Raw genomic sequence first — 21066 nt, 5'->3', positions numbered from 1 at the left:
GAAACACCATGGTAAAGGATGAGCAAAGTTGCGGGTGGGCCCGCCCCGTGGGACGGGGCGGGCCCAAGAGGGTTCTGCGGCGGTCAGCCCAGCTCAGCCCAGGTGTTTGACCCAGCGGCTCCACTGCGGCTCCGGCGCGTAGCCCGCCGCACGCCACGCATGCCGGGCCAGTTCGTTGCGGTCGAGCACCATCGCGTCACCGCGCCGGCCGCCCAGCGCGCGGAACCGCTCCTCGGCGGCCGCCAGCAGCGCACCGCCGATGCCCTGACGTCGGTGCTCGGGGTGCACGGCCAGCCGGTAGAGATGGCAGCGCCAGCCGTCGAAGCCGGCGATCACCGTGCCCACCAGCTCGCCGGACCGCTCGGCCAGCAGCAGCGACTCGGGGTCGCGGGCCACCAGCCGCGCCACACCGTCGGTGTCGTCGCTGATGCTGGTGCCCTCGGCGGCACCCTTCCAGAAGGCCAGCACGGCATCGAGATCGGCCGGCGTCCCGGCCCGAACCTGAAGATCAGTCATTCCGCGATCCCACCACCGGCCCGAGCGCGCTGTCGAACGTTTTCCACAGGCCGGACGCCGCCGGCCGGGCGTCAGCTGCCCCGCAGCTCCTCCAGCACCGGCGCGAACGCCTCCAGGTAGGGATCGAGGACCGTGATGTACGAGAACCCGTACCGCTCGCGGCGCTCCCGCAGCTGCTCCGCCATCTGCCGCACCGTCCCGATCAGCAGCGTCGGCGCCTCCAGCGCCTGCTCCTCGTCCAGGCCGACGCCCAGCGCGGCGATCTCCCGGGCCGCCGCCCGCCGGTCGTCGGTGACCAGTACCCGCTGTACGAGGATGTTCAGCTCGGCGGGCTCCGGGCGCCCGGCCGCGTACCCCTGATACCTGGCCACCGACGCCGCCAGCTCCACGGCAGGCAGCAGCTCCAACGTGCCCTCCGGCTTGCCGGGCGCCTGCCGTCCTCCGGTGAACGCCGCGATCTCGGCGCGCTCGGCCGCCAGCCGCAGCATCCGCGGCCCGTTGCCGCCGATCAGCAGCGGCGGACGCGGCCGCTGAGCCGCCCGCGGGGCGTGCTCCGGATCGCCCAGCAGCCGGTCCAGCTCCTCGACGGTGCGCACCAGACGGTTCACCCGCTCACCGGGCGTACCCCACGGCAGCCCGGCGGCCTCGAATTCCGCGCGGACGTACCCCGTCCCCAGCCCCAGCTCCAGCCGGCCGCCGGTGAGCGCGTCGGTGGTGGCCACCTCGCGGGCCAGCAGCGCCGGCGGGAAGAAGCCGGCGTTGAGGACGAAGGTGCCCACCCGCGGCCGCTCCGTCGCCTCCGCCGCGGCGACCAGCGCGGGGAACGGCGCCGGCATGCCCAGGTGGTCCGGGACCAGCAGGACGTCATAGCCGAGCGCCTCGGCGCGCCGGCACTTCTCGCGCCAGGCGGCACCCGTATCGATGGCGAGCATGTTGACGCCGAAACGGAACGGACGTGGCATGAGACCCCCTGGAAGACTGTGCGGCCGGGCCGATCCGCCCGGATCGTGATCATGCAATCACGATCCCCCCAACGCCGGGGCAGGTGCCGGACATTCACCCGCGGCCGGTACCGCCCTACCGGGTCCGGGACCGCATCCGCTGGGTCGCGTACCCCGCCGCGGCGACCGCCAGCAGCACCCCCACCGTGCCCAGCGTGAACGTCTCGAAGGTCAGCCGCGAGACGCCCCAGGTCGCCCGGAAGTCGTACGGGAAGCCGACGAACCGCTCCAGGGTGCCGGGAAACAGGGCCACCCAGCAGCCGAGCAGGATCCAGGCATAGACCAGCAGGTCCGCGCAGGCGAAGCCCCCGATGCCGAAGGGCACCCGGTACGGTCGGGGCGCCTCCGGGTGGCGCAGCCGCAGCGCCAGCAGGGCGGGGATCACGGCGATGTACGACAGCAGCAACGTGGTGATCGCGACGGTCAGCACCACGCCGAAGATGGCCGAGGTGTCCCCGCTCGCCAGATGCATGGCGGCGACCATGAAGGCGGTGGCGGTGACCCCGGACAGCAGGTTCATCCGGACCGGCGTGCCCAGCCGCGCATGGAAGACGCCCAGGCCCCGGCTGAAGAAACCGCCGTCGGCCGCCGCCATGGCCTGCATCCGGTCGGCGACGATCATCCACGCGCTGCCCTGCGTCAGGAGCGCCACCGCGAACAGCACCGCGACGAAGGCCAGCAGCGCCCCCTGCGCGTCCCCGTAGATCCCGAAGACCAGCCGGGCGGCCTCCATGAAACCGCCCACCCCCGTGATCCGCCCGCCCGGGGAGACGGCGACGATGGCCAGCACCGGCAGCAGGTAGCTGACGGTCGCGATGGCACCGGACACCCCGATCGCCACCGGTACGTCGCGCTGCGGATCGAGCATCTCGTCCCCCGCGGCATTGGGACCCTCGAAGCCGACGAACGCGAACAGCAGCACCGGAACCAGCGCCAGGAACCCCGCGCCGGTGGGGGCGAAGCCGGCGTCGTGCAGTCCGCGGAAGCCGTGCCGGATGCCGTACGCCGCCGCCGTGACGGTGACGAAGGCCAGCGCCAGGAGCTTGGCCCCCGCGCCGGCCGTGGTGATCCACTTGCCGCGCCGCAGCGAGATCACCGCGGTCAGGATCGCGGCCCAGATGAAGACCAGCTTGAAGACGTAGTCGGCCACCGTCGCCGAGCCGAGCGGGAAGACGAAGCGGTCCCAGGCCGCCGCCGCCACGAACACCAGCGAGCCACCGAGCCAGACCGGATTGGTGACCCAGTAGAACATCGTGGTCAGCACGGCCGTCAGCCGGCCGAACGCCAGCTCCACCCAGACGTACGGACCGCCCTCCTGCGGGAACGCGGCGCCGGTCTCGGCGAAAACCAGGGCGTAGGGCAGCAGGAATCCCACCGCGATGACCGCGATCCAGGTGACGGCCTGGCCCCCGCCGGCGGCGATCTGCCCGATCACGTCGAAGGAGATCACCGCGGCGACCGCGATCGCCATGATGTCGAAGCGGCGCAGGCTGCGCTTCAGATGCGGGACGGAGACCGGGACGGACACGGCGGGGGCCTCCTCTCACGACCGATCACATCGTGCGGCATCCGGTCCGCCCGCCCCGGCAGCGGCGCGCGGGCCCGGACCGGGATGCGGACGCCGGTGCTTGCCGGTGCTAGCGAATGCGCGCTAGCTTGGAAGCGTGGCGAAGACGCAGCTGAACGTCCGCGTGGACGAGGCCACCGCCGAAGCGGCGCGGGAGCGCGCCCTGCAGCGGGGAGTGAGCATGAACCGCTATATCGAGGAGCTGGTCCTGAAGGACGCCGGCGAGGTCGGACAGACCTTCGTTGAGGCCGCCTCCGACTTCATGAAGCAGTACGAGCGGGTCTTCGCCGAGGAATTCGGCCTGGACGCGGATGGCGCGCCCGGCCCCGCCGCGCCCGCCGGCAACCCCGAAGGGCAGCCGGGCACGACGTGACACTGCGTATCGATCTCGCCTGGCTCCTTCTCATCGCCGAACAGCACACCCCCGGAGACCCCCAGGTCACCGACTGGGGCGCCCTCGTGGCCGCGGTCAGCCGCCACGAGGCGGAGATATTCGGCGTCCCCGTGTACCCCGACCCGCCGGACCGTGCCGCGGCCCTTCTCCAACTCCTGCTCCAGGTGCCGGCGTTGGAGCGCTCCAACGCGATGTTCGCGACCGCCGTCGCCTATGGCTACCTAGTGGCCAGCGGCCTGAAGATCGCCACCTCCCCCGAACAGGTCCGCGACCTCGCCCGCCTGGTCAAGGAGGGAACGGCAGACGTGCGCGCGATCGCGTCCGAGCTGCGGACGTGGGCGGTGTAGTTCCCACGTTTTTGTCTGCGGCGCCGTGGTGGTTGCTCGCCGTTGCGCTTTGCGGCGCCGCGTACGTTGTTGGCTTTCCCGCCGTGTGTCGTCTCGCCGTTGCGCCTGCGGCGGGCTGGGTTGGTGTTGGGTGCGGTGCCGCTCCTCCGGACTTCGTCCTGCGGCGCGGCCCCTCCCGTAGTGGGGAGGGAAAAGGCCGGTGGGGGCGGGCGTCTTACGGACGCTCGCCCCCACCGGCCTTCAACTTTCCCTCCCACGGGAGGGGACGGGCCGGAGGGGCCTGTTGTGTGGGCTTCGCTTCCAAGGGCTCGATAAGGAGCGAAGGCGGAGCGCAGCGGAGCGTAAAGCGAAGCAGTCCACACAACAGGCCCCGGAGGTCCGTCACCGCACCCACAACAACCCGGCCCGCCGCAGGCGCCATGGTGAGCAACCACCACGGCGGGTCAGACAAAAACGTGGGAAATCCAAGCGTCCCGCACCGCCGTAGCCCGGAACGTCCCCGGTGCAAGTGCGCCCGCGCCCTCCGGGATCAGGCCGAGGAGGGGGGCGTCCGCGGCGGTCGGGAGGTCGGTGAGGTTGCAGCGGGCGGCCAGGTCGGGGGCGGCCGGCCAGCTGCCGACGACGACGCCCGGGCAGCTGAGCCCATGGGTGCGCAGGGCCAGCGCGGTCAGTGCGGTGGCGTTGAGCGTGCCCAGGCCGGCCTGGGCGACCACCAGCACGGGCGCGTCGGACAGTCGCGCGGCGTCGGCGAGGGTGTGGCCGTCCGCGTCGAAGCGTACGAGCAGCCCGCCGGCGCCCTCGACCAGGACCAGGTCGTGCGAGGCGTCCAGCTTCGCGGCCGCCTCGGCGATCTCCTGCGGGCCCACGGGCGGCAGCCCGGCCCGCTGGGCGGCCGTCGCGGGCGCCAACGGCTCGGGGTAGCGGGCAAGTTCGAGCGTGGTGACCTTGCCCGCCAGGCGTTCGACCTCCGCCACATCGCCCGGTTCGTGGGCCGCGACGCCGGTCTGGGCCGGCTTCAGCACCGCCACCGAGCAGCCCCGGGCGAGCGCGGTCGCGGCGATCGCGGCCGTCGTCACGGTCTTGCCGATCTCCGTGCCCGTGCCCGACACGTACAGCACCGACATCTTCTTCGCCTTTCCCTCAGCCCTCGCGGGCCGCCGCGCACACCGCGGCGCCGATGCGTGCCACGTCGTCGTCACCGGTGATGTACGGCGGCATGGTGTAGATCAGGTCCCGGAACGGGCGCAGCCAGACGCCCTCGCGCAGCGCCGCCCGGGTCGCGGCGGCCAGGTCCACCGGGTGGTCGAGCTGGACGACACCGATCGCCCCGAGGACGCGGACATCGCGGACCCCGGGGAGCTGGCCGGCCGGCGCCAGCGCCTCGGTCAGGCCGGACTCGATCCGCCTGACCTCCCGCGCCCAGTCCTGGGACAGCAGCAGTCCGATCGAGGCGTCGGCGACGGCCGCGGCGAGCGGATTGCCCATGAACGTCGGGCCGTGCGCCAGCACCGGCAGTTCGCCGCGCGAGATGCCCTCGGCGACGGCCGTCGTGCACAGGGTCGCGGCCAGCGTGAGATAGCCGCCGGTCAGGGCCTTGCCGACGCACATGACGTCGGGCGCGATGCCCGCGTGCTCCGCGGCGAAGAGGGCGCCCGTACGGCCGAACCCGGTGGCGATCTCGTCGAGGACGAGCAGCACCCCGTGCGCGTCGCAGGCTTCGCGCAGTACGCGCAGATAGCCGGGGGAGTGGAAGGACATCCCGCCCGCGCCCTGCACCACCGGCTCCACGATCACCGCGGCGAGTTCGTCGGCGTGCCGGCCGATCAGCTCGCGGAGGTGTGCCGCGTACGCCTCGTCGGGCGGAGCGTCGAAGCCGGCCGGAGGCGTGTCCGCGAAGATCTGCCGCGGCAGCACCCCCTGCCACAGCTCGTGCATCCCGCCCTCCGGGTCGCACACCGACATCGGCTGCCAGGTGTCGCCGTGGTAGCCGCCCCGCCACGTCAGCAGCCGCTGTTTGGCGGGCTTTCCGACCGAGCGCCAGTACTGGAGACACATCTTGACGGCGACCTCGACCGACACCGAGCCGGAGTCGGCGAGGAAGACGTGCTGCAGCGGCTCCGGGGTGATGTCGACCAGCCGCTTCGCCAGGCGCACGCCGGGCTCGTGGGTGAGCCCGCCGAACATCACATGGCTCATCCGTTCCAGCTGGCCGCGCGCGGCGTCGTTGAGCACCGGGTGGTTGTAGCCGTGCACGGCCGACCACCAGGACGACATGCCGTCCACCAACTCATCCTGGCCCTCGGCCGGTTCGGCCAGCCGGAGGCGGACTCCGGACGCCGACTCGACCAGCAGCGGCGTGGCCGTACCGGGCATCGGCCCGTACGGGTGCCACACGTGCTGCCGGTCGAGCGCGAGCAGATCGCGGGGGGCGAGCGGCTCAGGCATTGGGGGGCAGGTCGGTGCCGGCGCCGCGGCGGCGCACCGCGACCAGGTCGCGGCGGGTCTCGTCGGACGGGGCGGGAACGGTCGCGGCGGGCGCCTCGGCGGCGTCGGCCGCGGGCTGTGCACCACCGCAGCCCGCCCGCCGGTGCTCGGGCAGCGTCGTGGTGTCGGTGCCCTCGACCTCGAACCCGGCGTCCGCGATCATCGCCAGGTCGTCCTTGCCGGCCTGGCCCTCACTGGTCAGGTAGTCGCCGAGGAAGAGGGAGTTGACCAGGTGCAGTGCGAGCGGCTGCATGCTGCGCAGATGGACCTCGCGACCGCCGGCCAGCCGCACCTCGATGTCCGGGCAGACGAACCGGACCATCGCCAGGATGCGCAGCGCACGCTGCGGGGTGAGGTTCCACTCCTTGGCGAGCGGGGTGCCCTCGAAGGGGATCAGGAAGTTGACCGGGACCGAGTCGGGGTCGAGTTCGCGCAGTGCGAAGACTACGTCGACGAGGTCGGCGTCGGTCTCGCCCATACCGGCGATCAGACCCGAGCAGGCCGACATGCCCGCCGCCTGCGCCTGCTGGACGGTGGAGACCCGGTCGGAGAAGTCGTGCGTGGTGCAGATGTCGCCGTAGGTGGCTTCCGAGGTGTTCAGGTTGTGGTTGTACGCGTCGGCGCCCGCCGAGCGCAGCCGCTCGGCCTGGCCGTCGGAGAGCAGCCCCAGACAGGCGCACACCTCCACGCCCTCGTTCTGCTCCTTGATGGCGGAGATGGTCTCCGAGACCCGGTCCACGTCCCGGTCGGTCGGGCCGCGGCCACTGGCCACCAGACAGACCCGCTTGGCGCCGCCGGCCACTCCGGCGGCGGCCGCCTTGGAGGCGTCATCGGGCTTGAGCCAGGTGTACTTGAGGATCTCGGCCTTCGATCCCAGCCGCTGGGAGCAGTAGGAGCAGTCCTCGGGGCACAGGCCCGACTTGAGGTTGACGAGATAGTTGAGCTTGACCCGCCGCCCGAACCACTGGCGGCGTACCTTTCCGGCCGCTGCCACGACGTCGAGCAGTTCGTCATCGGACGTCGCCAGGACGGCCAGCGCCTCTTCGCGGGTCGGCAACTCGCGCCGCAGTCCCTTGTCCACCAGTGTGTTCAGCAGGTCCATGACGATGATCCTGGCCTACGCCACCGCCCCCGGCCAAGGAGGATTCCCACAACGAGTCCCGATCGGGGTGTGTGTATCGCCACACCGTGGCCGTGCGGAACGACCGCTAACGTCTATCGACAGCCCACAATCGAGGCCGACAGACGAAGGACGCCGATGCCGCAGGACTCCGCCCCGCCGCTGCTCCGCGACGCCCCGCCCGCGCCTCCCACGGAGCCCCCGGCCGCGCCCGTCGGGCAGGACCGCCGCGCGGCCTTCGACTGGATCGACGTGGCGCAAACCGAGCGTCAACGGGCCGGTCTGGTCCGCACGCTGCGCCCCCGGCCGGCCCGCTCCCTGCTGCTCGATCTGGCGGGCAACGACTACCTGGGGCTCGCCCGGCACCCCGAGGTCACCCACGGCGCCGCCGAGGCAGCTCACCGCTGGGGCGCGGGTGCGACCGGCTCCCGCCTGGTGACCGGCAGTACCGAGCTGCACGCCCACCTGGAGACGGAACTCGCCGGGTTCTGCGGCTTCGAGGCCGCTTTGGTGCTGTCATCCGGTTATGCCGCGAATCTTGCCGCCGTCACCGCGCTCACCGCGCCCGGCACCCTGGTCGTCTCCGACGCGGGCAATCACGCCTCCCTCATAGACGGCTGCCGCCTCTCCCGGGCGCGCGTCGCCGTCGCCCCGCATGTCGACCCGGAGGCCGTACGGACCGCGCTGACCGGCCACGACGGCCGGGCGCTGGCCGTCACCGACTCGGTGTTCTCGGTCGACGGGGACGCCGCGCCGCTGCCGGAACTCGCCGCGGCCTGCCGCAGCCGGGGAGCCGCGCTGCTCGTCGACGACGCGCACGGCCTGGGCATCCTGGGGGAGGGCGGCCGCGGCGCGCTGTCCGCCGCCGGGCTGGCCGGTGACGCCGACGTGGTGGCCACCGTGACGCTCTCCAAGTCGCTCGGCTCGCAGGGTGGCGCGGTGCTCGGCCCGGCCCGGGTGATCGAGCACCTGGTCAACACCGCCCGGTCGTTCATCTTCGACACCGGACTCGCCCCGGCGGCGGTCGGTGGTGCGCTCGCCGCGCTCCGGCTCCTGGTCCGCGAACCCGACCGCGCCGCCCGTACCGGACAGATCGCCCGCGAGCTGCACGGCCGGCTCACCGCGGCGGGCCTGAGCGCGGTACGGCCGGACGCCGCGGTTATCTCCGTACGCGCCCCGTCGCCGGAAGCCGCGGTACGCTGGGCCGCCGACTGCCGGGCGGCCGGTCTCGCGGTCGGCTGTTTCCGGCCGCCGTCCGTACCCGACGGGATCTCCCGGCTGCGGCTCACCGCCCGGGCCGACCTGACGCAAGATCAGCTCGATCGGGCGGTCGGAACGATCCTCGCCACCGCGCCGGCCGCCTGAAGCGGTGCGCCGCCGGGCCGCCGGCGCACCCTCCAAATCCGGTCTCGCGTGGCAGAGTTCACCGCATCGGGCGACAGATATCCGTAGATGTTGGTGGATCCCGCCCACCACGGGCGGCCCGAGTGGCACTCTGACGCTCTGCGAGTGGTCCGAGGCCGGACCGGTGCCCCCAGCGGCACCCTTCCGGTTCCAGCGCAGCGGAGCGGAGCCGGCCTCGGTGGGAAAGGGACGGCGTCGTGATGGCAGACCACCAGGAATCCTCACTCACCCTGCCGAGCGCGCCGGCCTCGGTCGCCCTGGCCCGCAGACACGCTCTGGAGGTGCTCGCCGGCTGGGGGCTGCCCGCGGACTCCGGCATCGCAGACTCCGTGCGGCTGATCGTCTCCGAACTCGCCACCAACGCCGTCCAGCACACCGGCGGCCAGTCCCCGACCTTCACCGTCGAACTGCGTCTCGACCGCGACGAGGTGCTGGCGGTGGGCGTCACCGACAGTCACCCGCGCCGTCCGCGCCGGCTGCCCGCCGCGGTCCAGCAGGACAACGGCCGGGGCATGGTCATCATCCGCTTCCTCGCCGCCGAAGCCGGTGGCCGGCTCTCGGTCGTGCCCACCGCGTCCGGCGGCAAGACCGTCTGGATCAGGGTGCCGTGGAAGGTCGCGGTCCCCTGACCCGCTCTTGCAGGAACCTTTCGCCGGCCGGCTGCTGACCGGCTGACCGGCGACCGGAGCGGAACTTCCGGGACGGCACTCAGCCGCGGTCCCCGGGCGGGACCATCAGCACCTCCGCGCCCACCGGCAGGAAACCGGCTGCCAGGACGGCCCGGACGCTACGGGCATTACCCGGGGCGACCTGCGCCCACAGCACCTCGTCGGCCGGTATGAGGTGCCGGGCGGCCCGCGCCAGCCCACGTCCCAGCCCCCGCCCCTGACCGCTGTCCGCGACCTCGAAGGACATCTCCCAGCGGCCGGCCACCCCGCGGCCGAGGGTCAGCGTCCCGCCGTCGGGGGTCGTCCAGGCCCGCACCGCGTCGCGGTGGCGCAGCGCCCGGACGGCGCGGGGGTGACCGCGGTCCGCCGTCTCCACCAGCTCCAACGGTGGCGGGCCGGGCAGCGCTCCGGCGACCGTGACCATGTCGATGTTGTTCGCCTCGCGGCCGGTCCGCCCGCCGAGCGCGGTGAGGAACGGCGGGGCGAGCGGCCCCGCGAGGTCCCCGGGGGATATCCGCTCCCGCACCCACGAGGGCTCCACGTCCGCGAACACCACGGCATGGCAGGTGAAGGCCAGCACTCCGACGTCCCGCGCGGACGGCTGGGGGAGCACCGTCACCGATCCGTCCGGTGGCGGGAAGCTTCCTCGCGCCGCGGCGGCCAGCACGTTGCCCAGCGGTGAAGTCACCCCGTCAAATTACCGTGGGTCACTGACAACGGGCCGGGCACGGCGGAGCCCGGCCCGTGGCACCGGCGGCGGACCGGCCCCGCCCGCGGCTCAGCGGACCCGCCCGTACCAGACCGAGCGGCTCCAGATCTTCTCCAGCCGGACCACGTCGCCGGTCTTGGGCGCGTGCCAGATCCGGCCGTTGCCCGCGTAGATGCCGACGTGGTAGATGCCGCGGCTGGAGTGGAAGAAGACCAGGTCGCCGCGCTTGCGGGCGGCGAGGGAGATGTGCCGGGTGTGGGCGTACTGGGCGGCCGCGCTGCGGGGCAGGGCCCGGCCGGCGCGCTTGAACGAGTACAGCATCAGGCCCGAGCAGTCGAAACGGAACGGTCCCTGAGCGCCGTACTGGTAGGGCGAGCCCCGCTTGGAGGCCGCGACCCGCAGCGCATGGGTGGCGACGGTCGCGGCCTCGGCGTCCGGGGTCACCCCCGGCGTGAGGGTGGCCGCGCCGAGCGTGGCCAGCGTCAGGGCGGAAACGGTGCCGGCCCGCGCCAGCAGGTTCGGCGTGTGCGTGCGCACGGTCATGCGCAAACCCTTCGTCAGCCGCCTGCGAAGGGAGACCTGTCGGGTTCGGGCAGGCGAAGATGCCCGGCCGTCTGCACGGCTTCACCCCAAGGAGTCCGTGGCCGCAAGGCCCGCACCCCGTTCTGCTCGGGTCCTCCGCTCCCGCCGATCCACCTCGTCGACCGGTCATCCGGCACGGCGGCGGGATTGGGCGCCCGTCCGGACCGCCCCGCCGCTGTGGCGGGGTCTTGTCGTCGAAGGGATCGTCACGCACTCACTGGTGGAATACCGAGTTGAAAATGCCGTATGTGACATGCGCCACATTTGGGCCGATTGGTTAGATTTGTTCCTTCAGGTGGCGGGAGAGGGGGTGTCGCACCCCCGGGACCTGGGGCGAAACATCAAGGACCCCAGGAATTTCGTCCGTCCCCCGCAATTCGTCGCCTCCCTCAAGCGGCCGCGGACGCTACGCCGTCCGGGCAGCCGTTCGCCGTCCGTGTCGCGCCTCAGGACTCCTTGGGCGGCGGTACGGTCACCAGACCGGCCCGGCGCTCGCCGTCCAGCACCCGCATCGCCTGCGCCAGCGTCGCGCGGTGGAACTCGCTCTCGCCCCGGTTGTGCATCAGCGTCAGCGCGTCGCGCAGCGCACCGGCCTTGCCGACCAGTGCCTGGGCGGCGCGCAGACCGCTGTAGGTATGGCCGGCCCGGGCCGGATTGATCCGGCCCAGCAGGTCGAGCACCTCCAGGTAGCAGTCGATCAGCTCTCCTTCGGCGCGGGTCAGCGCCGGCAGCGGCGGCGGCTCGGGCGGCAGCATCCGGCTCACCGCGCGACGGGCTGGAGGGGCGAGCGCTTGCGGTTGCGGGTCAGGCCGTCGATCAGGCCGTACTCCAGGGCGGCGGGGGCGTCGAAGATCTTGTCCCGCTCGATGTCCGCGGCGATCCGCTCCCGCGGCTGTCCGGTGTGCCGCGCCAGCATCTCCTCCAGCATGGCGCGGCCGCGCAGCAGTTCCTCTGCCTGGATCTGCAGGTCGGTGGCCTGGCCCTCGATGGGTTCGTCGAGCGACGGCTGGTGGATCAGCACCCGGGCGCCGGGCAGCGCCAGTCGCTTGCCGGGGGTGCCGGCGGCCAGCAGTACCGCGGCGGCGGACGCGGCCTGCCCGAGGCAGACGGTCTCCACGTCGCACGACACGAAGCGCATCGTGTCGTAGACGGCGGTCATCGCGGTGAGCGAGCCGCCGGGGGAGTTGATGTAGAGCGAGATGTCCCGCTCGGGCGCGGCGTGTTCGAGGTGGATCAGCTGCGCCATCACGTCGTTGGCGGCGGCGTCGTCGATCGGGGTGCCCAGGAAGACGATGCGCTCGCTGAGCAGCTTGGAGTAGGGGTCCATCGTGCGCGTCCCCTGTGAGGTGCGCTCGGTGAATTCCGGAAGGACATAGCGGGCCGTCGGTCGCAGCATGACCGCTCCTCTCTTCTGTAAAAAATGTACAGGATGTACATCCCGTTAGAATGGGAGCATGGCCTACGAAATTCCGGTGACGCAAGCCCGGGCCGAGCTGGCGGATCTGATCAACCGCGTCGTCTACGGCGGTGAGCGGGTGGTCGTCACCCGTCACGGCAAGCCGCTGGTGGCGCTGGTATCCGCCGCTGACCTGCAGCTACTCGAAGAGCTGGGGCGGCGCGAGGAGGGTACGGAGGACGAGCAGGTGATCAGCACGGTCTCGACCGTGCGGCAGCTCCCGTCCGCTCCGGGCGAACGGCGGCGGTTCGGGATCGCCGCGGAACACCGCGACCCGGCCGCCGGGGACCGGCGACCGGGTCGGGAGAGGTAACGGTCAGCGCGCGCTGACCGTTGCGGGGAAGGGGCGGCTCAGGAGCTGAGCTGCCAGACGGCGTTGGCGATGGCGTCGCTGTTGTTGTCCAGCGCCTTCTCGTCGAGGTTCTTCGAGGTGTCGCAGGACTGGTGGTAGCAGGCGTCGAACGCCTTGCCCGCCTCGCCGCCCCAGTTCTTCGCCTGCGCCTCGGTCTTGATGTAGTCCGCGCCGGAGAAGAGGCCGCCGACGGCGATGCCCGCATCCTTGAAGGCGGCGTGGTCGGAGCGGCCGTCGCCCTCGGTCTCCTTCTCGGTGGCGATGTTCTTGGTGGCGAACCAGTCCTTGAACACCTTCTCCAGGCGCGCGTCGTCGTCGTAGACGAAGTAGCCGGGGTTCGGCGACCCGATCATGTCGAAGTTCAGGTACGCGTCGATCTTCGACTTGTCGGCGCCGAGCTTGCTGACGTACGCCTGCGAGCCGACCATCCCGTCCTCCTCGTCGCCGAACCAGGCGAACCGCAGGTGCTTGGTGGGCTTGAGGTTCGACTTGGCGACCGCGAGGGCGACTTCGAGGGTGCCGGCCGAGCCGGAACCGTTGTCGTTGATGCCGGGGCCCGCGTCGACCGAGTCGAGGTGGGCGCCCGTCATGACGGTCTTGCTCTCGTCGCCGCCCGGCCAGTCGGCGATGACGTTGTAGCCCTTGGCGCCGTTGTTGTCGAACTCCTGGAGCTGGGTCTTGAAGCCGGCCTGGTCCAGCTTGCCCTTGATGAAGTCGACGGACGCCTTGTAGCCGGCCTTTCCGTGGGCGCGGTTGCCGCCGTTGGCGTCGGCGATCGACTGCAGCTGGTCCAGATCGGCCTTGACGGCCTTGACGTCGATGTCAGGGGCGGCCGCCGGTGCCGGATCGGCGGAGGCCGCGGCCGTGGTGAAGAGGGTGGCGGCCAGGGCGGCCACGGTGCCGGTGGCCAGCGCGGCCCGGCGTATGTGTGCAGAACGAGACACAGTAGGGCTCCGATACTGATGTGGGGGGTTGGAGCTTGATTTGACGCGCACCTGAGGATTCCGAGGGCCCTGGAGATCGTCAAGAGCGGATACCGGACAGTTGCGTCCGCAGAGCGGGACATGCCGGTTTTGTGGTGATCGTGGCGGACGCCGGGGCGTGGGGGCCGGCGGTTCCGGGGGCTCGACGCGGCGTCAGGGGGCGGGAGTCGGCCGGGATTTCCCGGTGCCGCGCCGGGGAGTGGAGCCGTGCGGCGATACCGGGAATCGCATTGCCGCGCCGTGACGGGCGGTGGTGTCGCCCTGTTACAAGCGGCGAAGGGGAAGGCGCGGACAGGACCCTCGTCGTAACGCCACCGAAATCCCGCCGAACTAGCCTCCACGTGTGGGGCGCTTGATGGCCAAGTGCTGGAAGTCGGTTTGCTCCTCCTTTAATTACTGCGTGGTACACCTATCGTCACAGGTGTGCTTACGCCTGTGACCTGGGCAAATGCGTCCGGGTGGGAAGACGGTGAGGTGGAACGTATGCAGCTGACCCCGCATGAGCAAGAGCGCTTGATGATTCATGTGGCGGCAGACGTGGCCGAAAAGCGACGGGCTCGGGGGCTGAAGCTCAACCACCCGGAGTCCATCGCGCTGCTGACCGTGCACATCCTCGAAGGCGCCAGGGACGGCCGCACCGTCGCCGAGCTGATGTCCTCCGGCCGCAAGGTCCTCACCCGCGACGAGGTCATGGAGGGCGTGCCGGAGATGATCCACGACGTACAGGTCGAGGCCACCTTCCCGGACGGCACCAAGCTCGTCACCGTTCACGAACCCATCAGCTGACCGGGGGAGAGCAGACGATGATCCCGGGACAGATCCTCCACGCCGACGAGCCGGTGCGCCTCAACGAAGGGCTCCCCGTCACGCGCCTGACCGTCCTCAACGCCGCCGACCGCCCCGTCCAGGTCGGCTCCCACTACCACTTCGCCGAGGCCAACCCCGGCCTCGACTTCGACCGTGCGGCCGCGCACGGCAAGCGGCTCAACGTCGCGGCCGGCTCCGCCGTACGCTTCGAGCCCGGCATCCCCACCGAGGTCGAGCTGGTCCCCGTCGGGGGCAAGCGGATCGTCCCGGGCCTGCGCGGCGAGACCGGAGGCACCCTCGATGGCTGAGCTCACCCGCCAGGCGTACGCCGACCTCTACGGCCCCACCGCCGGGGACCGGATCCGGCTCGCCGACACCGACCTGGTCATCGAGATCACCGAGGACCGCTCGGGCGGCCCGGGCCGGGCCGGCGACGAGGCCGTCTTCGGCGGCGGCAAGGTGATCCGCGAGTCGATGGGCCAGTCCCGCGCCACCCGCGCCGAGGGCACCCCGGACACCGTGATCACCGGTGCCGTCGTCCTCGACCACTGGGGCATCGTCAAGGCCGACGTCGGCATCCGCGACGGGCGGATCACCGCGCTCGGCAAGGCCGGCAACCCCGACACCATGGACGGCGTCCACCCCGACCTGGTCATCGGGCCCGAGACCGAGATCATCGCGGGCAACGGCAAGATCCTCACCGCCGGCGGCATCGACACCCACGTGCACTTCATCTGCCCCCAGCAGGCGGACGAGGCGCTGGCCTCCGGCGTGACCACCCTCGTCGGCGGCGGCACTGGTCCGGCCGAGGGCAGCAAGGCCACCACCATCACCCCCGGAGCCTGGCACGTGGCCCGGATGTTCGAGGCGATGGACTCCCTGCCGGTCAACGTCGGACTGCTCGGCAAGGGCAACACCACCTCCCTCACCTCGATGCGCGACCAGCTGCGGGCCGGCGTCCTCGGCTTCAAGATCCACGAGGACTGGGGTGCCACCCCCGCCGTCCTCGACGCCTGTCTGAACATCTGTGAGGAGAGCGGCGCCCAGCTCGCCATCCACACGGACACCCTGAACGAGGCGGGTTTCCTCGGCGACACCCTCGCCGCCATCGCGGGCCGCTCGATCCACGCCTTCCACGTCGAGGGCGCCGGCGGCGGCCACGCCCCCGACATGATCGCGATGGTCTCCGAGCCGAACGTGCTGCCGGCGTCCACCAACCCCACCCGGCCGCACACCGTCAACACCGTCGAGGAACACCTCGACATGCTGATGGTCTGCCACCACCTCAACCCCGCCGTCCCCGAGGACCTGGCCTTCGCCGAGTCCCGGATCCGGCCCTCCACCATCGCGGCGGAGGACATCCTGCACGACCTCGGCGCCATCTCGATCATGTCGTCCGACGCCCAGGCCATGGGCCGGATCGGCGAGGTCGTGCTGCGGACCTGGCAGACCGCCCACGTCATGAAGCGGCGCCGCGGCACCCTGCCCGGCGACGGCGGCGCGGACAACCACCGCGCCCGGCGCTACGTCGCGAAGTACACCATCAACGCGGCCCTCGCCCAGGGCATCGACCACCTCGTCGGATCGGTGGAGAACGGCAAGCTCGCCGACCTCGTGCTGTGGGACCCCGCGTTCTTCGGCGTCAAACCGCAACTGGTCATCAAGGGCGGCCAGATCGCCTATGCGCAGATGGGCGACGCCAACGCGTCCATCCCGACCCCGCAGCCGGTCCTGCCCCGCCCGATGTTCGGCGCCACCGGCAAGGCCCCCGGCAGCAACTCGGTCAACTTCGTCTCCCAGCAGGCCCTGGAGGACAACCTCCCCGAGCGCCTGCCGCTGGCGAAGCGGTACGAGGCGATCCGCTCCACCCGGGGCGTCACCAAGGCGGACATGCGCAACAACGACGCGCTGCCCCGGGTCCAGGTCGACCCCGACACCTTCACGGTGACCATCGACGGCGAGCTGGTCGAACCCCGGCCCGCCGCCGAACTGCCCATGGCCCAGCGGTACTTCCTCTTCTGACGCGCCACGATGAAGCACTCGACGCACACCCTGGACCGCCGATGAGCCGCGCCGCGCTGCTCGTCCTCGCCGACGGCCGGTTTCCCGCCGGCGGACACGCCCACTCGGGCGGCGCCGAACCGGCCGTCGCCGCGGGACGCATCAAGGACGCCGCCACCCTGGAGAGATTCTGCCGGGGCCGGCTGCACACCGCCGGCCTGGTCGCCGCGGCACTCGCCGCCGCGGCCGCGGCCGGCTGCGACCCGCTCCTCCTGGACGACGCGGCCGACGCCCGTACGCCCGTACCGGCGCTGCGGCAGGTCGCCAGACGGCTGGGCCGCCAGATGATGCGGGCGGCCCGCGCCACCTGGCCGGACCCCGCCCTCGACGCGCTCGCCGCGGCCCGCCCGCGCGGCGCGCACCAGCCCGTGGTCCTGGGCCTGGCGGCCCGTTCCGCGGGCCTCGCGCCGCTCGACGCCGCCTACGCCGTGGCGTACGAGAGCATCAGCGGCCCGGCCACCGCGACCGTCCGACTGCTGAGCCTGGACCCCTTCGACGCCACCGCCGTGCTCGCGCACCTGGCCGCCGACGTCGACCTGGTCGCCCGGCAAGCCGCCGCGGCGGCGGAACGCGTCGCCACCGAAGGGATCGACGCACTGCCCGCCGCGTCCGCCCCCCTGCTCGACATCACCGCGCAAGCACACGCCGCCTGGCCGGTCCGCCTCTTCGCCTCCTGACCCCCGGCCGCCCGCCGGACCCCCGCCGCCCCCGGCGGCCGTACGAACCACCGGAGTGACCATGCACCTCGACCACAAGGACACCTTCCCCGAGCGGTACACCTACAGCGCCGCCGCTCCGGTACGCCCGGACGGGACCCGGCGGGCGCTGCGCATCGGCCTGGGCGGCCCGGTCGGCACCGGCAAGACCGCCACCGTCGCCGCGCTCTGCCGCGCCCTGCGCGACGAGCTGTCCATCGCGGTGGTCACCAACGACATCTACACCCGCGAGGACGCCGAATTCCTGCTCCGCGAGGCGGTGTTGCCGCCCGAGCGGATCTCGGCGGTGGAGACCGGGGCCTGTCCGCACACCGCGATCCGCGACGACATCTCCGCCAACCTGGAGGCGGTGGAGGACCTGGAGGCCGCGGTCGGTGCCGAGGGCAACGGCCCGCTCGACCTCGTCCTGGTCGAGTCCGGCGGCGACAACCTCACCGCGACCTTCTCCAAGGGCCTGGTCGACGCCCAGATCTTCGTCATCGACGTCGCGGGCGGCGACGACATCCCGCGCAAGGGCGGCCCCGGCGTGACCAGCGCCGATCTGCTCGTCATCAACAAGACCGACCTGGCGCCGTACGTGGGCGTCGACCTGGAAGGGATGGCGCGCGACGCCAAGGCGCAGCGCGGTGAGCTGCCGGTCGCCTTCACGGCGCTGAAGGCCGAGAACGGTGTCCGGCCCGTGGCGGACTGGGTGCGCGCCCGCCTGGCGGAGTGGACCGTGGGCCCGGCATGACCCTCGCGCTCCCCCCACGGGCGGTCCGGCCGCCGGCTCCCGCACCCCCGTCCGCCGGGCTGCACGCCACCGCCCGCATCGTCGCGCGGGCCGACGCGGCCGGTGCCACCCGGCTGCCCGTCCTCGACGGCGACGGTCCGCTGGCGCTGCGCCGCATCCGCGCGGGTGCCGGGCAGGCCCGGGTCTGTGTCGTCAGCGCGATGAGCGCCCCGCTCGGCGGCGACCGGCTGGCTCTTGAGGCGACCGCGGAGGCCGGCACCGCACTGCACGTCACGGCCGCCGCGGCGACCGTCGCGCTGCCCGGCCGGACCGGGGAAACCGCCACCTACGACGTGCGCCTGACCGTCGGGGAGGGGGCGCGGCTCGACTGGCTGCCGGAGCCGCTGATCTCCGCCCGGGGCAGCGACCTGCGGATGACCACCACCGTCGAGCTGGCCCCCACCGCGCGCCTGGTGCTCCGCGAGGAGCAGGTGCTGGGACGCAGCGGTGAGGAGACCGGAGCACTGCGCAGCCGGCTCATCGTCCGCCGCGCCGGCCGCACCCTGCTCGACCAGGAGACGGCCTACGGGCCCGGCGGCCCCGGCTGGGACACCTCCGCCGTGCTGGACGGCAACCGCGCCCTCGGTCAACTCCTCGTCGTGGGACCGGAGTTCGAGGACGGGCCGGCCGAGGTGCGGCTGCTCGGCGGGGCGCCGGAGGGGCAGCCCGGCGACGGCCCGGGGCAGGGCGTACTGGCCCCGCTCGCCGGACCCGGGGCGCTGGCCACCGCCGTCGCCCCCGACGCGCTGCGGCTGCGCCGCCTCCTGGACGAGGCCGCCCGCGCCGTCACCGGGTGAGCGCGCCCTACACCTCCAGGTCGGCCTCCAGCCGGGCCAGCCGGTGGCGGGCCAGGGCGAGATTGGCGCGCTTGCGGTCCAGCACCAGATAGAGGAACAGGCCGCTGCCGCTCTTGCCCGACACCGGACGGATGATGTGGTACTGCGCGGTCAGGGTGATGAGCATGTCCTCGATGGCGCCCTGGAGTTCCAGCATTTCCATCGTGCGCATCTTCGCGCGGACGACATCGGTGTTGCCGGCGGCGGCGATATTGAGATCGAAGGTCTGGTGGTCGCCGAGGGTGGCCAGCGCCATTCCGCTGGTGTAGTCGACCAGGGCGACGCCTATTGCGCCTTCGATGTTCGACATGGCGTCGGCGAGAGCGGTTTCCATTTGAGCCATGAGGGGTGTGACCTTTCGCATTCTCTGAGGTGTTTCCGGGTGGCAGCTGCCGCTGCCTGCCGGGAGGGTCCCGGCGGGGCGACTACGGGCGCGGGGCCGAGTCGACGAGCGCGCCGATGCGCTCGGCCGCCCGCCTGGCCTGCAGATGGAGTCGTCCCACGTTGGTGTGCGGACTGGCCACGGCCGTGAGGACGGCGCGGCGGCCGGCCGAGTAGGCCGCGATGTAGCCGTCGGAGCCGCGGGTCAGGGTCTCCTCGAAGGCACCCTGCCCGGTCGCCTCGGTGAGGCGCTTGGCGACCCCGATGGCCGCGGCGGTGAGCGCGGCCAGGCCGTCCGGTTCGATATCGGGCAGATCGTGGGCTATCACCATGCCGTCCACGCTCGCGACCATTCCGCCCTGGAAATGCCGCACTTGATCGCGCAGCGTGTGCAATTCGTCCCGTATCCGGGGTTCGATCGTCATCAGTCTCCTTTTCGCGGCGCGTTTTCTGAGCGCGCGCCTCATGCCGTGCACGGTCTTCGCGCGCAAGGGTTCACAGGTTTTCCTCCAGTGCCGTACGCAGTCGGACAAGGAGGGCAATATCCGGATCGGCGGTATGGAGAACGTCCGGTACCGGGAGTTGCCAGGTGGGGGGACGGGGTCCTGCGGCGGCGGGCGGGGCGGAGCCGTCGAGACTGGCGCCGGGCCGGCGCCGGGGGAGTCCGCCCGGCGCCGGCGGCATGCGGACGAGACCGGCCGCGGCCAGCCGGCGGACGTCGAGCAGCGTCACGAAGGCGGACTGACCCAGCGTGCGGGCCAGTTCGTAGGGGGTGCGCCGGCCGTCGGCATGGGCCAGCAGCCGCCGCTGCCGGCTCGTGGGCGCGGGGGCGCGGTCGTCCGTGGGGACCGCAACGACGGGGGAGGTGTCGGCCGCCGCCCAGCGGCGCAGCCGGTCCAGCAGTGCCCGGCGGCGGGCCGTCGCCTGCTGGAGGGCGGCCGCGCTCACCGGGCGGACGACGCCCAGCCAGTGGGCCGTACCGGGTGTGAAGGACGTGGCGTCGGGCGGCAGCGGCAGGGCGAAGAACGCGGCGTCGAGCAGCGCGGCGAGATGGCACACCTCCAGCTCGCCCTGTGTCAACCAGCCCTCACTGACCAGGAACTGGCCGCCGCGCCGCTGCGGCCCGGCCCGCTCCGCGGCGTACCGCCAGCCCTGCGGCGGCACCTTGCCGGCCGCGCTGAGCCGGACGTCGATGCCCGGCGCAGCGGCGTCCTCGACGCAGGTGACCGCGCCGTCCAGGAGGTAGAAGCAGCCGTGCGGGCCGCGCAGGGCGCCGGTGACGCGCTCGGCGGCGAACCGGTCGAGCAGCCCGGCCGGGGCGGGCGGGTGAGGAGATATGGGCAGGCCCATGGCTGGTTCCCTAACCGTTCGTGCGAGCAGGCGGAGCCGGGTGGTCAGGACGGGACCAGCTCCGCCGCCAGATCGCGCAGCCGCAGCCGGGCGACCGCGAGATTCGCCTGCGCGCGGTCCAGCCAGAGGTAGAGGTAGGTCTGGCTGTCGAACGCGGTGTGCACGAAACGGATCAGGTGGTAGCTGCCGGCGGCCGTGATGATCAGGTCCTCCAGGGCCGGGCCGTCCGTGCCGCCCGAGGTGTCGAACGTGGCGTTGCGCGCGACGGCCTGCACGACGTCGGCGGTGTCCGCGGCGGCCGCGTCGTGGTCGCCGTGCGGTGCCCGCCCGGCCGTACCGAGCGTGAGGCCGCTGGTCCAGTCGATCAGGGCGGCGCCCAAAACGCCCGGGATTCCCATGGCTTGGGACAACACCTGATCGATACCCGGCACTTCGGAACTCCTTCGCGGCGGCTTGGACGGGCGTGAAAACGCCGAGGCCCTCCCTTGTGGCAGTGCGTGGGAGAGCCTTCACGGAAGGTTACTGAAGGTGCGCGATTGGCACATGCCTCCTGGGCAGGT

At 72.4% G+C, this 21066-nt stretch carries 26 protein-coding genes and 1 riboswitch; of the genes, 11 read left to right on the top strand and 15 right to left on the bottom strand.

Annotation, left to right across the window (positions count from 1 at the left end):
* Positions 1-93 precede the first annotated feature (93 nt).
* The 3 genes from OO62_RS22060 to OO62_RS22050 form a co-directional block, all read right to left on the bottom strand.
* Positions 94-516: a GNAT family N-acetyltransferase gene (locus tag OO62_RS22060; RefSeq protein WP_033269256.1), complete on the bottom strand. Its 423-nt coding sequence runs from the start codon at positions 514-516 to the stop codon at positions 94-96.
* A gap of 71 nt (positions 517-587) precedes the next feature.
* Positions 588-1478, bottom strand: a complete 891-nt coding sequence (locus OO62_RS22055; RefSeq protein ID WP_033269255.1) for an LLM class F420-dependent oxidoreductase — start codon at positions 1476-1478, stop codon at positions 588-590.
* A 115-nt stretch (positions 1479-1593) separates the two neighbouring features.
* Positions 1594-3045, bottom strand: coding sequence for an APC family permease (locus OO62_RS22050; protein ID WP_033269254.1), 1452 nt, complete (start codon positions 3043-3045; stop codon positions 1594-1596).
* A 136-nt stretch (positions 3046-3181) separates the two neighbouring features.
* Between OO62_RS22050 and OO62_RS22045 the strand changes: the two genes are divergently transcribed.
* Together OO62_RS22045 and OO62_RS22040 are read left to right on the top strand one after the other, a co-directional pair.
* Positions 3182-3457: a toxin-antitoxin system HicB family antitoxin gene (locus OO62_RS22045; protein ID WP_033269253.1), complete on the top strand. Its 276-nt coding sequence runs from the start codon at positions 3182-3184 to the stop codon at positions 3455-3457.
* The gene (locus OO62_RS22040) at positions 3454-3825 is read left to right on the top strand and encodes a hypothetical protein (RefSeq protein ID WP_033269252.1); all 372 of its coding nucleotides are present in this window, start codon (positions 3454-3456) and stop codon (positions 3823-3825) included. The genes OO62_RS22045 and OO62_RS22040 overlap by 4 nt, the downstream gene beginning before the upstream one ends.
* 443 nt (positions 3826-4268) lie before the next feature.
* On the opposite strand, the gene bioD is transcribed toward OO62_RS22040, so the two are convergent.
* The 3 genes from bioD to bioB are packed head-to-tail and all read right to left on the bottom strand — an operon-like array spanning position 4269 to position 7411.
* A complete protein-coding gene (gene bioD, locus OO62_RS22035) occupies positions 4269-5024 on the bottom strand; it encodes a dethiobiotin synthase (RefSeq protein WP_228332607.1) in 756 nt (251 codons plus the stop codon).
* The gene (locus tag OO62_RS22030) at positions 4966-6270 is read right to left on the bottom strand and encodes an adenosylmethionine--8-amino-7-oxononanoate transaminase (protein WP_033269250.1); all 1305 of its coding nucleotides are present in this window, start codon (positions 6268-6270) and stop codon (positions 4966-4968) included. Before OO62_RS22030 ends, bioD begins: the two co-directional genes overlap by 59 nt.
* Positions 6263-7411: a biotin synthase BioB gene (gene bioB / locus OO62_RS22025; RefSeq protein ID WP_033269249.1), complete on the bottom strand. Its 1149-nt coding sequence runs from the start codon at positions 7409-7411 to the stop codon at positions 6263-6265. The genes OO62_RS22030 and bioB overlap by 8 nt, the downstream gene beginning before the upstream one ends.
* 156 nt (positions 7412-7567) lie before the next feature.
* Between bioB and OO62_RS22020 the strand changes: the two genes are divergently transcribed.
* Entirely contained in the window at positions 7568-8794 is a 1227-nt protein-coding gene (locus OO62_RS22020; protein ID WP_078617311.1) for an 8-amino-7-oxononanoate synthase, read from the top strand.
* Positions 8795-9033: 239 nt separating this feature from the next.
* Entirely contained in the window at positions 9034-9462 is a 429-nt protein-coding gene (locus tag OO62_RS22015; RefSeq protein WP_033269248.1) for an ATP-binding protein, read from the top strand.
* Between the two features lie 79 nt (positions 9463-9541).
* On the opposite strand, the gene OO62_RS22010 is transcribed toward OO62_RS22015, so the two are convergent.
* The 4 genes from OO62_RS22010 to OO62_RS21995 all read right to left on the bottom strand — a co-directional run bounded on the left by OO62_RS22010 (position 9542) and on the right by OO62_RS21995 (position 12188).
* On the bottom strand, positions 9542-10189 hold the full coding sequence (locus OO62_RS22010; protein ID WP_033269247.1) for a GCN5 family acetyltransferase: 648 nt from the start codon (positions 10187-10189) through the stop codon (positions 9542-9544).
* A gap of 90 nt (positions 10190-10279) precedes the next feature.
* The gene (locus tag OO62_RS22005; RefSeq protein ID WP_033269246.1) at positions 10280-10753 is read right to left on the bottom strand and encodes a C40 family peptidase; all 474 of its coding nucleotides are present in this window, start codon (positions 10751-10753) and stop codon (positions 10280-10282) included.
* Between the two features lie 4 nt (positions 10754-10757).
* Positions 10758-10923: riboswitch (cyclic di-AMP (ydaO/yuaA leader) on the bottom strand.
* Between the two features lie 315 nt (positions 10924-11238).
* Positions 11239-11547, bottom strand: a complete 309-nt coding sequence (locus OO62_RS22000; protein ID WP_033269245.1) for a hypothetical protein — start codon at positions 11545-11547, stop codon at positions 11239-11241.
* Positions 11548-11552: 5 nt separating this feature from the next.
* Complete coding sequence (locus tag OO62_RS21995) at positions 11553-12188, bottom strand: ATP-dependent Clp protease proteolytic subunit (RefSeq protein WP_033269244.1); 636 nt, start codon at positions 12186-12188, stop codon at positions 11553-11555.
* Positions 12189-12246: 58 nt separating this feature from the next.
* Here OO62_RS21995 and OO62_RS21990 point away from each other — a divergent pair, with 58 nt between their 5' ends.
* Entirely contained in the window at positions 12247-12561 is a 315-nt protein-coding gene (locus OO62_RS21990) for a type II toxin-antitoxin system Phd/YefM family antitoxin (protein ID WP_033269243.1), read from the top strand.
* Between the two features lie 38 nt (positions 12562-12599).
* Here OO62_RS21990 and OO62_RS21985 read toward each other — a convergent pair whose 3' ends face one another.
* The gene (locus OO62_RS21985) at positions 12600-13544 is read right to left on the bottom strand and encodes a M28 family metallopeptidase (RefSeq protein ID WP_033269242.1); all 945 of its coding nucleotides are present in this window, start codon (positions 13542-13544) and stop codon (positions 12600-12602) included.
* A 522-nt stretch (positions 13545-14066) separates the two neighbouring features.
* Here OO62_RS21985 and OO62_RS21980 point away from each other — a divergent pair.
* The 6 genes from OO62_RS21980 (at position 14067) to OO62_RS21955 (ending at position 18736) form a co-directional block, all read left to right on the top strand.
* Positions 14067-14369, top strand: coding sequence for an urease subunit gamma (locus OO62_RS21980; protein ID WP_033269241.1), 303 nt, complete (start codon positions 14067-14069; stop codon positions 14367-14369).
* Positions 14370-14386: 17 nt separating this feature from the next.
* Positions 14387-14698, top strand: a complete 312-nt coding sequence (locus tag OO62_RS21975) for an urease subunit beta (RefSeq protein ID WP_033269240.1) — start codon at positions 14387-14389, stop codon at positions 14696-14698.
* Positions 14691-16412, top strand: coding sequence for an urease subunit alpha (locus OO62_RS21970; protein ID WP_033269239.1), 1722 nt, complete (start codon positions 14691-14693; stop codon positions 16410-16412). Before OO62_RS21975 ends, OO62_RS21970 begins: the two co-directional genes overlap by 8 nt.
* A 41-nt stretch (positions 16413-16453) precedes the next feature.
* On the top strand, positions 16454-17128 hold the full coding sequence (locus tag OO62_RS21965; protein ID WP_033269238.1) for an urease accessory protein UreF: 675 nt from the start codon (positions 16454-16456) through the stop codon (positions 17126-17128).
* 61 nt (positions 17129-17189) lie between these two features.
* Entirely contained in the window at positions 17190-17900 is a 711-nt protein-coding gene (gene ureG, locus OO62_RS21960) for an urease accessory protein UreG (RefSeq protein WP_033269237.1), read from the top strand.
* Entirely contained in the window at positions 17897-18736 is an 840-nt protein-coding gene (locus OO62_RS21955; protein ID WP_033269236.1) for an urease accessory protein UreD, read from the top strand. The genes ureG and OO62_RS21955 overlap by 4 nt, the downstream gene beginning before the upstream one ends.
* Positions 18737-18743: 7 nt before the next feature.
* Here the strand turns inward: OO62_RS21955 and OO62_RS21950 are convergent, their stop codons facing one another.
* The 4 genes from OO62_RS21950 to OO62_RS21935 form a co-directional block, all read right to left on the bottom strand.
* The gene (locus OO62_RS21950) at positions 18744-19118 is read right to left on the bottom strand and encodes a roadblock/LC7 domain-containing protein (protein WP_033269235.1); all 375 of its coding nucleotides are present in this window, start codon (positions 19116-19118) and stop codon (positions 18744-18746) included.
* Positions 19119-19200: 82 nt separating this feature from the next.
* Complete coding sequence (locus OO62_RS21945; RefSeq protein ID WP_033269234.1) at positions 19201-19581, bottom strand: roadblock/LC7 domain-containing protein; 381 nt, start codon at positions 19579-19581, stop codon at positions 19201-19203.
* 70 nt (positions 19582-19651) lie between these two features.
* Positions 19652-20506 carry a hypothetical protein gene (locus OO62_RS21940; protein ID WP_051733512.1) on the bottom strand — a complete coding sequence of 285 codons (855 nt, stop codon included), beginning with the start codon at positions 20504-20506 and terminating at the stop codon, positions 19652-19654.
* A gap of 44 nt (positions 20507-20550) precedes the next feature.
* Positions 20551-20937 carry a hypothetical protein gene (locus tag OO62_RS21935; RefSeq protein WP_033269233.1) on the bottom strand — a complete coding sequence of 129 codons (387 nt, stop codon included), beginning with the start codon at positions 20935-20937 and terminating at the stop codon, positions 20551-20553.
* Positions 20938-21066 lie beyond the last annotated feature (129 nt).

This window comes from Streptomyces lydicus (assembly GCF_000717345.1).
Classification (GTDB): Bacteria; Actinomycetota; Actinomycetes; order Streptomycetales; family Streptomycetaceae; genus Streptomyces; species Streptomyces lydicus.
The sequence above is the reverse complement of the archived record's forward strand: the minus strand, read 5'-3'. Positions and strand labels throughout refer to the sequence as shown.

What these genes read in the sequence shown, in the direction of transcription:
- OO62_RS22060 (WP_033269256.1), bottom strand. Translation starts at nt 516, where the DNA reads ATGACTGATCTTCAGGTTCGGGCCGGGACGCCGGCCGATCTCGATGCC.
- OO62_RS22055 (WP_033269255.1), bottom strand. Translation starts at nt 1,478, where the DNA reads ATGCCACGTCCGTTCCGTTTCGGCGTCAACATGCTCGCCATCGATACG.
- OO62_RS22030 (WP_033269250.1), bottom strand. Translation starts at nt 6,270, where the DNA reads ATGCCTGAGCCGCTCGCCCCCCGCGATCTGCTCGCGCTCGACCGGCAG.
- bioB (WP_033269249.1), bottom strand. Translation starts at nt 7,411, where the DNA reads ATGGACCTGCTGAACACACTGGTGGACAAGGGACTGCGGCGCGAGTTG.
- OO62_RS22020 (WP_078617311.1), top strand. Translation starts at nt 7,568, where the DNA reads ATGCCGCAGGACTCCGCCCCGCCGCTGCTCCGCGACGCCCCGCCCGCG.
- OO62_RS22015 (WP_033269248.1), top strand. Translation starts at nt 9,034, where the DNA reads ATGGCAGACCACCAGGAATCCTCACTCACCCTGCCGAGCGCGCCGGCC.
- OO62_RS22005 (WP_033269246.1), bottom strand. Translation starts at nt 10,753, where the DNA reads ATGACCGTGCGCACGCACACGCCGAACCTGCTGGCGCGGGCCGGCACC.
- OO62_RS22000 (WP_033269245.1), bottom strand. Translation starts at nt 11,547, where the DNA reads ATGCTGCCGCCCGAGCCGCCGCCGCTGCCGGCGCTGACCCGCGCCGAA.
- OO62_RS21995 (WP_033269244.1), bottom strand. Translation starts at nt 12,188, where the DNA reads ATGCTGCGACCGACGGCCCGCTATGTCCTTCCGGAATTCACCGAGCGC.
- OO62_RS21990 (WP_033269243.1), top strand. Translation starts at nt 12,247, where the DNA reads ATGGCCTACGAAATTCCGGTGACGCAAGCCCGGGCCGAGCTGGCGGAT.
- OO62_RS21980 (WP_033269241.1), top strand. Translation starts at nt 14,067, where the DNA reads ATGCAGCTGACCCCGCATGAGCAAGAGCGCTTGATGATTCATGTGGCG.
- OO62_RS21975 (WP_033269240.1), top strand. Translation starts at nt 14,387, where the DNA reads ATGATCCCGGGACAGATCCTCCACGCCGACGAGCCGGTGCGCCTCAAC.
- OO62_RS21970 (WP_033269239.1), top strand. Translation starts at nt 14,691, where the DNA reads ATGGCTGAGCTCACCCGCCAGGCGTACGCCGACCTCTACGGCCCCACC.
- OO62_RS21965 (WP_033269238.1), top strand. Translation starts at nt 16,454, where the DNA reads ATGAGCCGCGCCGCGCTGCTCGTCCTCGCCGACGGCCGGTTTCCCGCC.
- ureG (WP_033269237.1), top strand. Translation starts at nt 17,190, where the DNA reads ATGCACCTCGACCACAAGGACACCTTCCCCGAGCGGTACACCTACAGC.
- OO62_RS21955 (WP_033269236.1), top strand. Translation starts at nt 17,897, where the DNA reads ATGACCCTCGCGCTCCCCCCACGGGCGGTCCGGCCGCCGGCTCCCGCA.
- OO62_RS21950 (WP_033269235.1), bottom strand. Translation starts at nt 19,118, where the DNA reads ATGGCTCAAATGGAAACCGCTCTCGCCGACGCCATGTCGAACATCGAA.
- OO62_RS21945 (WP_033269234.1), bottom strand. Translation starts at nt 19,581, where the DNA reads ATGACGATCGAACCCCGGATACGGGACGAATTGCACACGCTGCGCGAT.
- OO62_RS21940 (WP_051733512.1), bottom strand. Translation starts at nt 20,506, where the DNA reads ATGGGCCTGCCCATATCTCCTCACCCGCCCGCCCCGGCCGGGCTGCTC.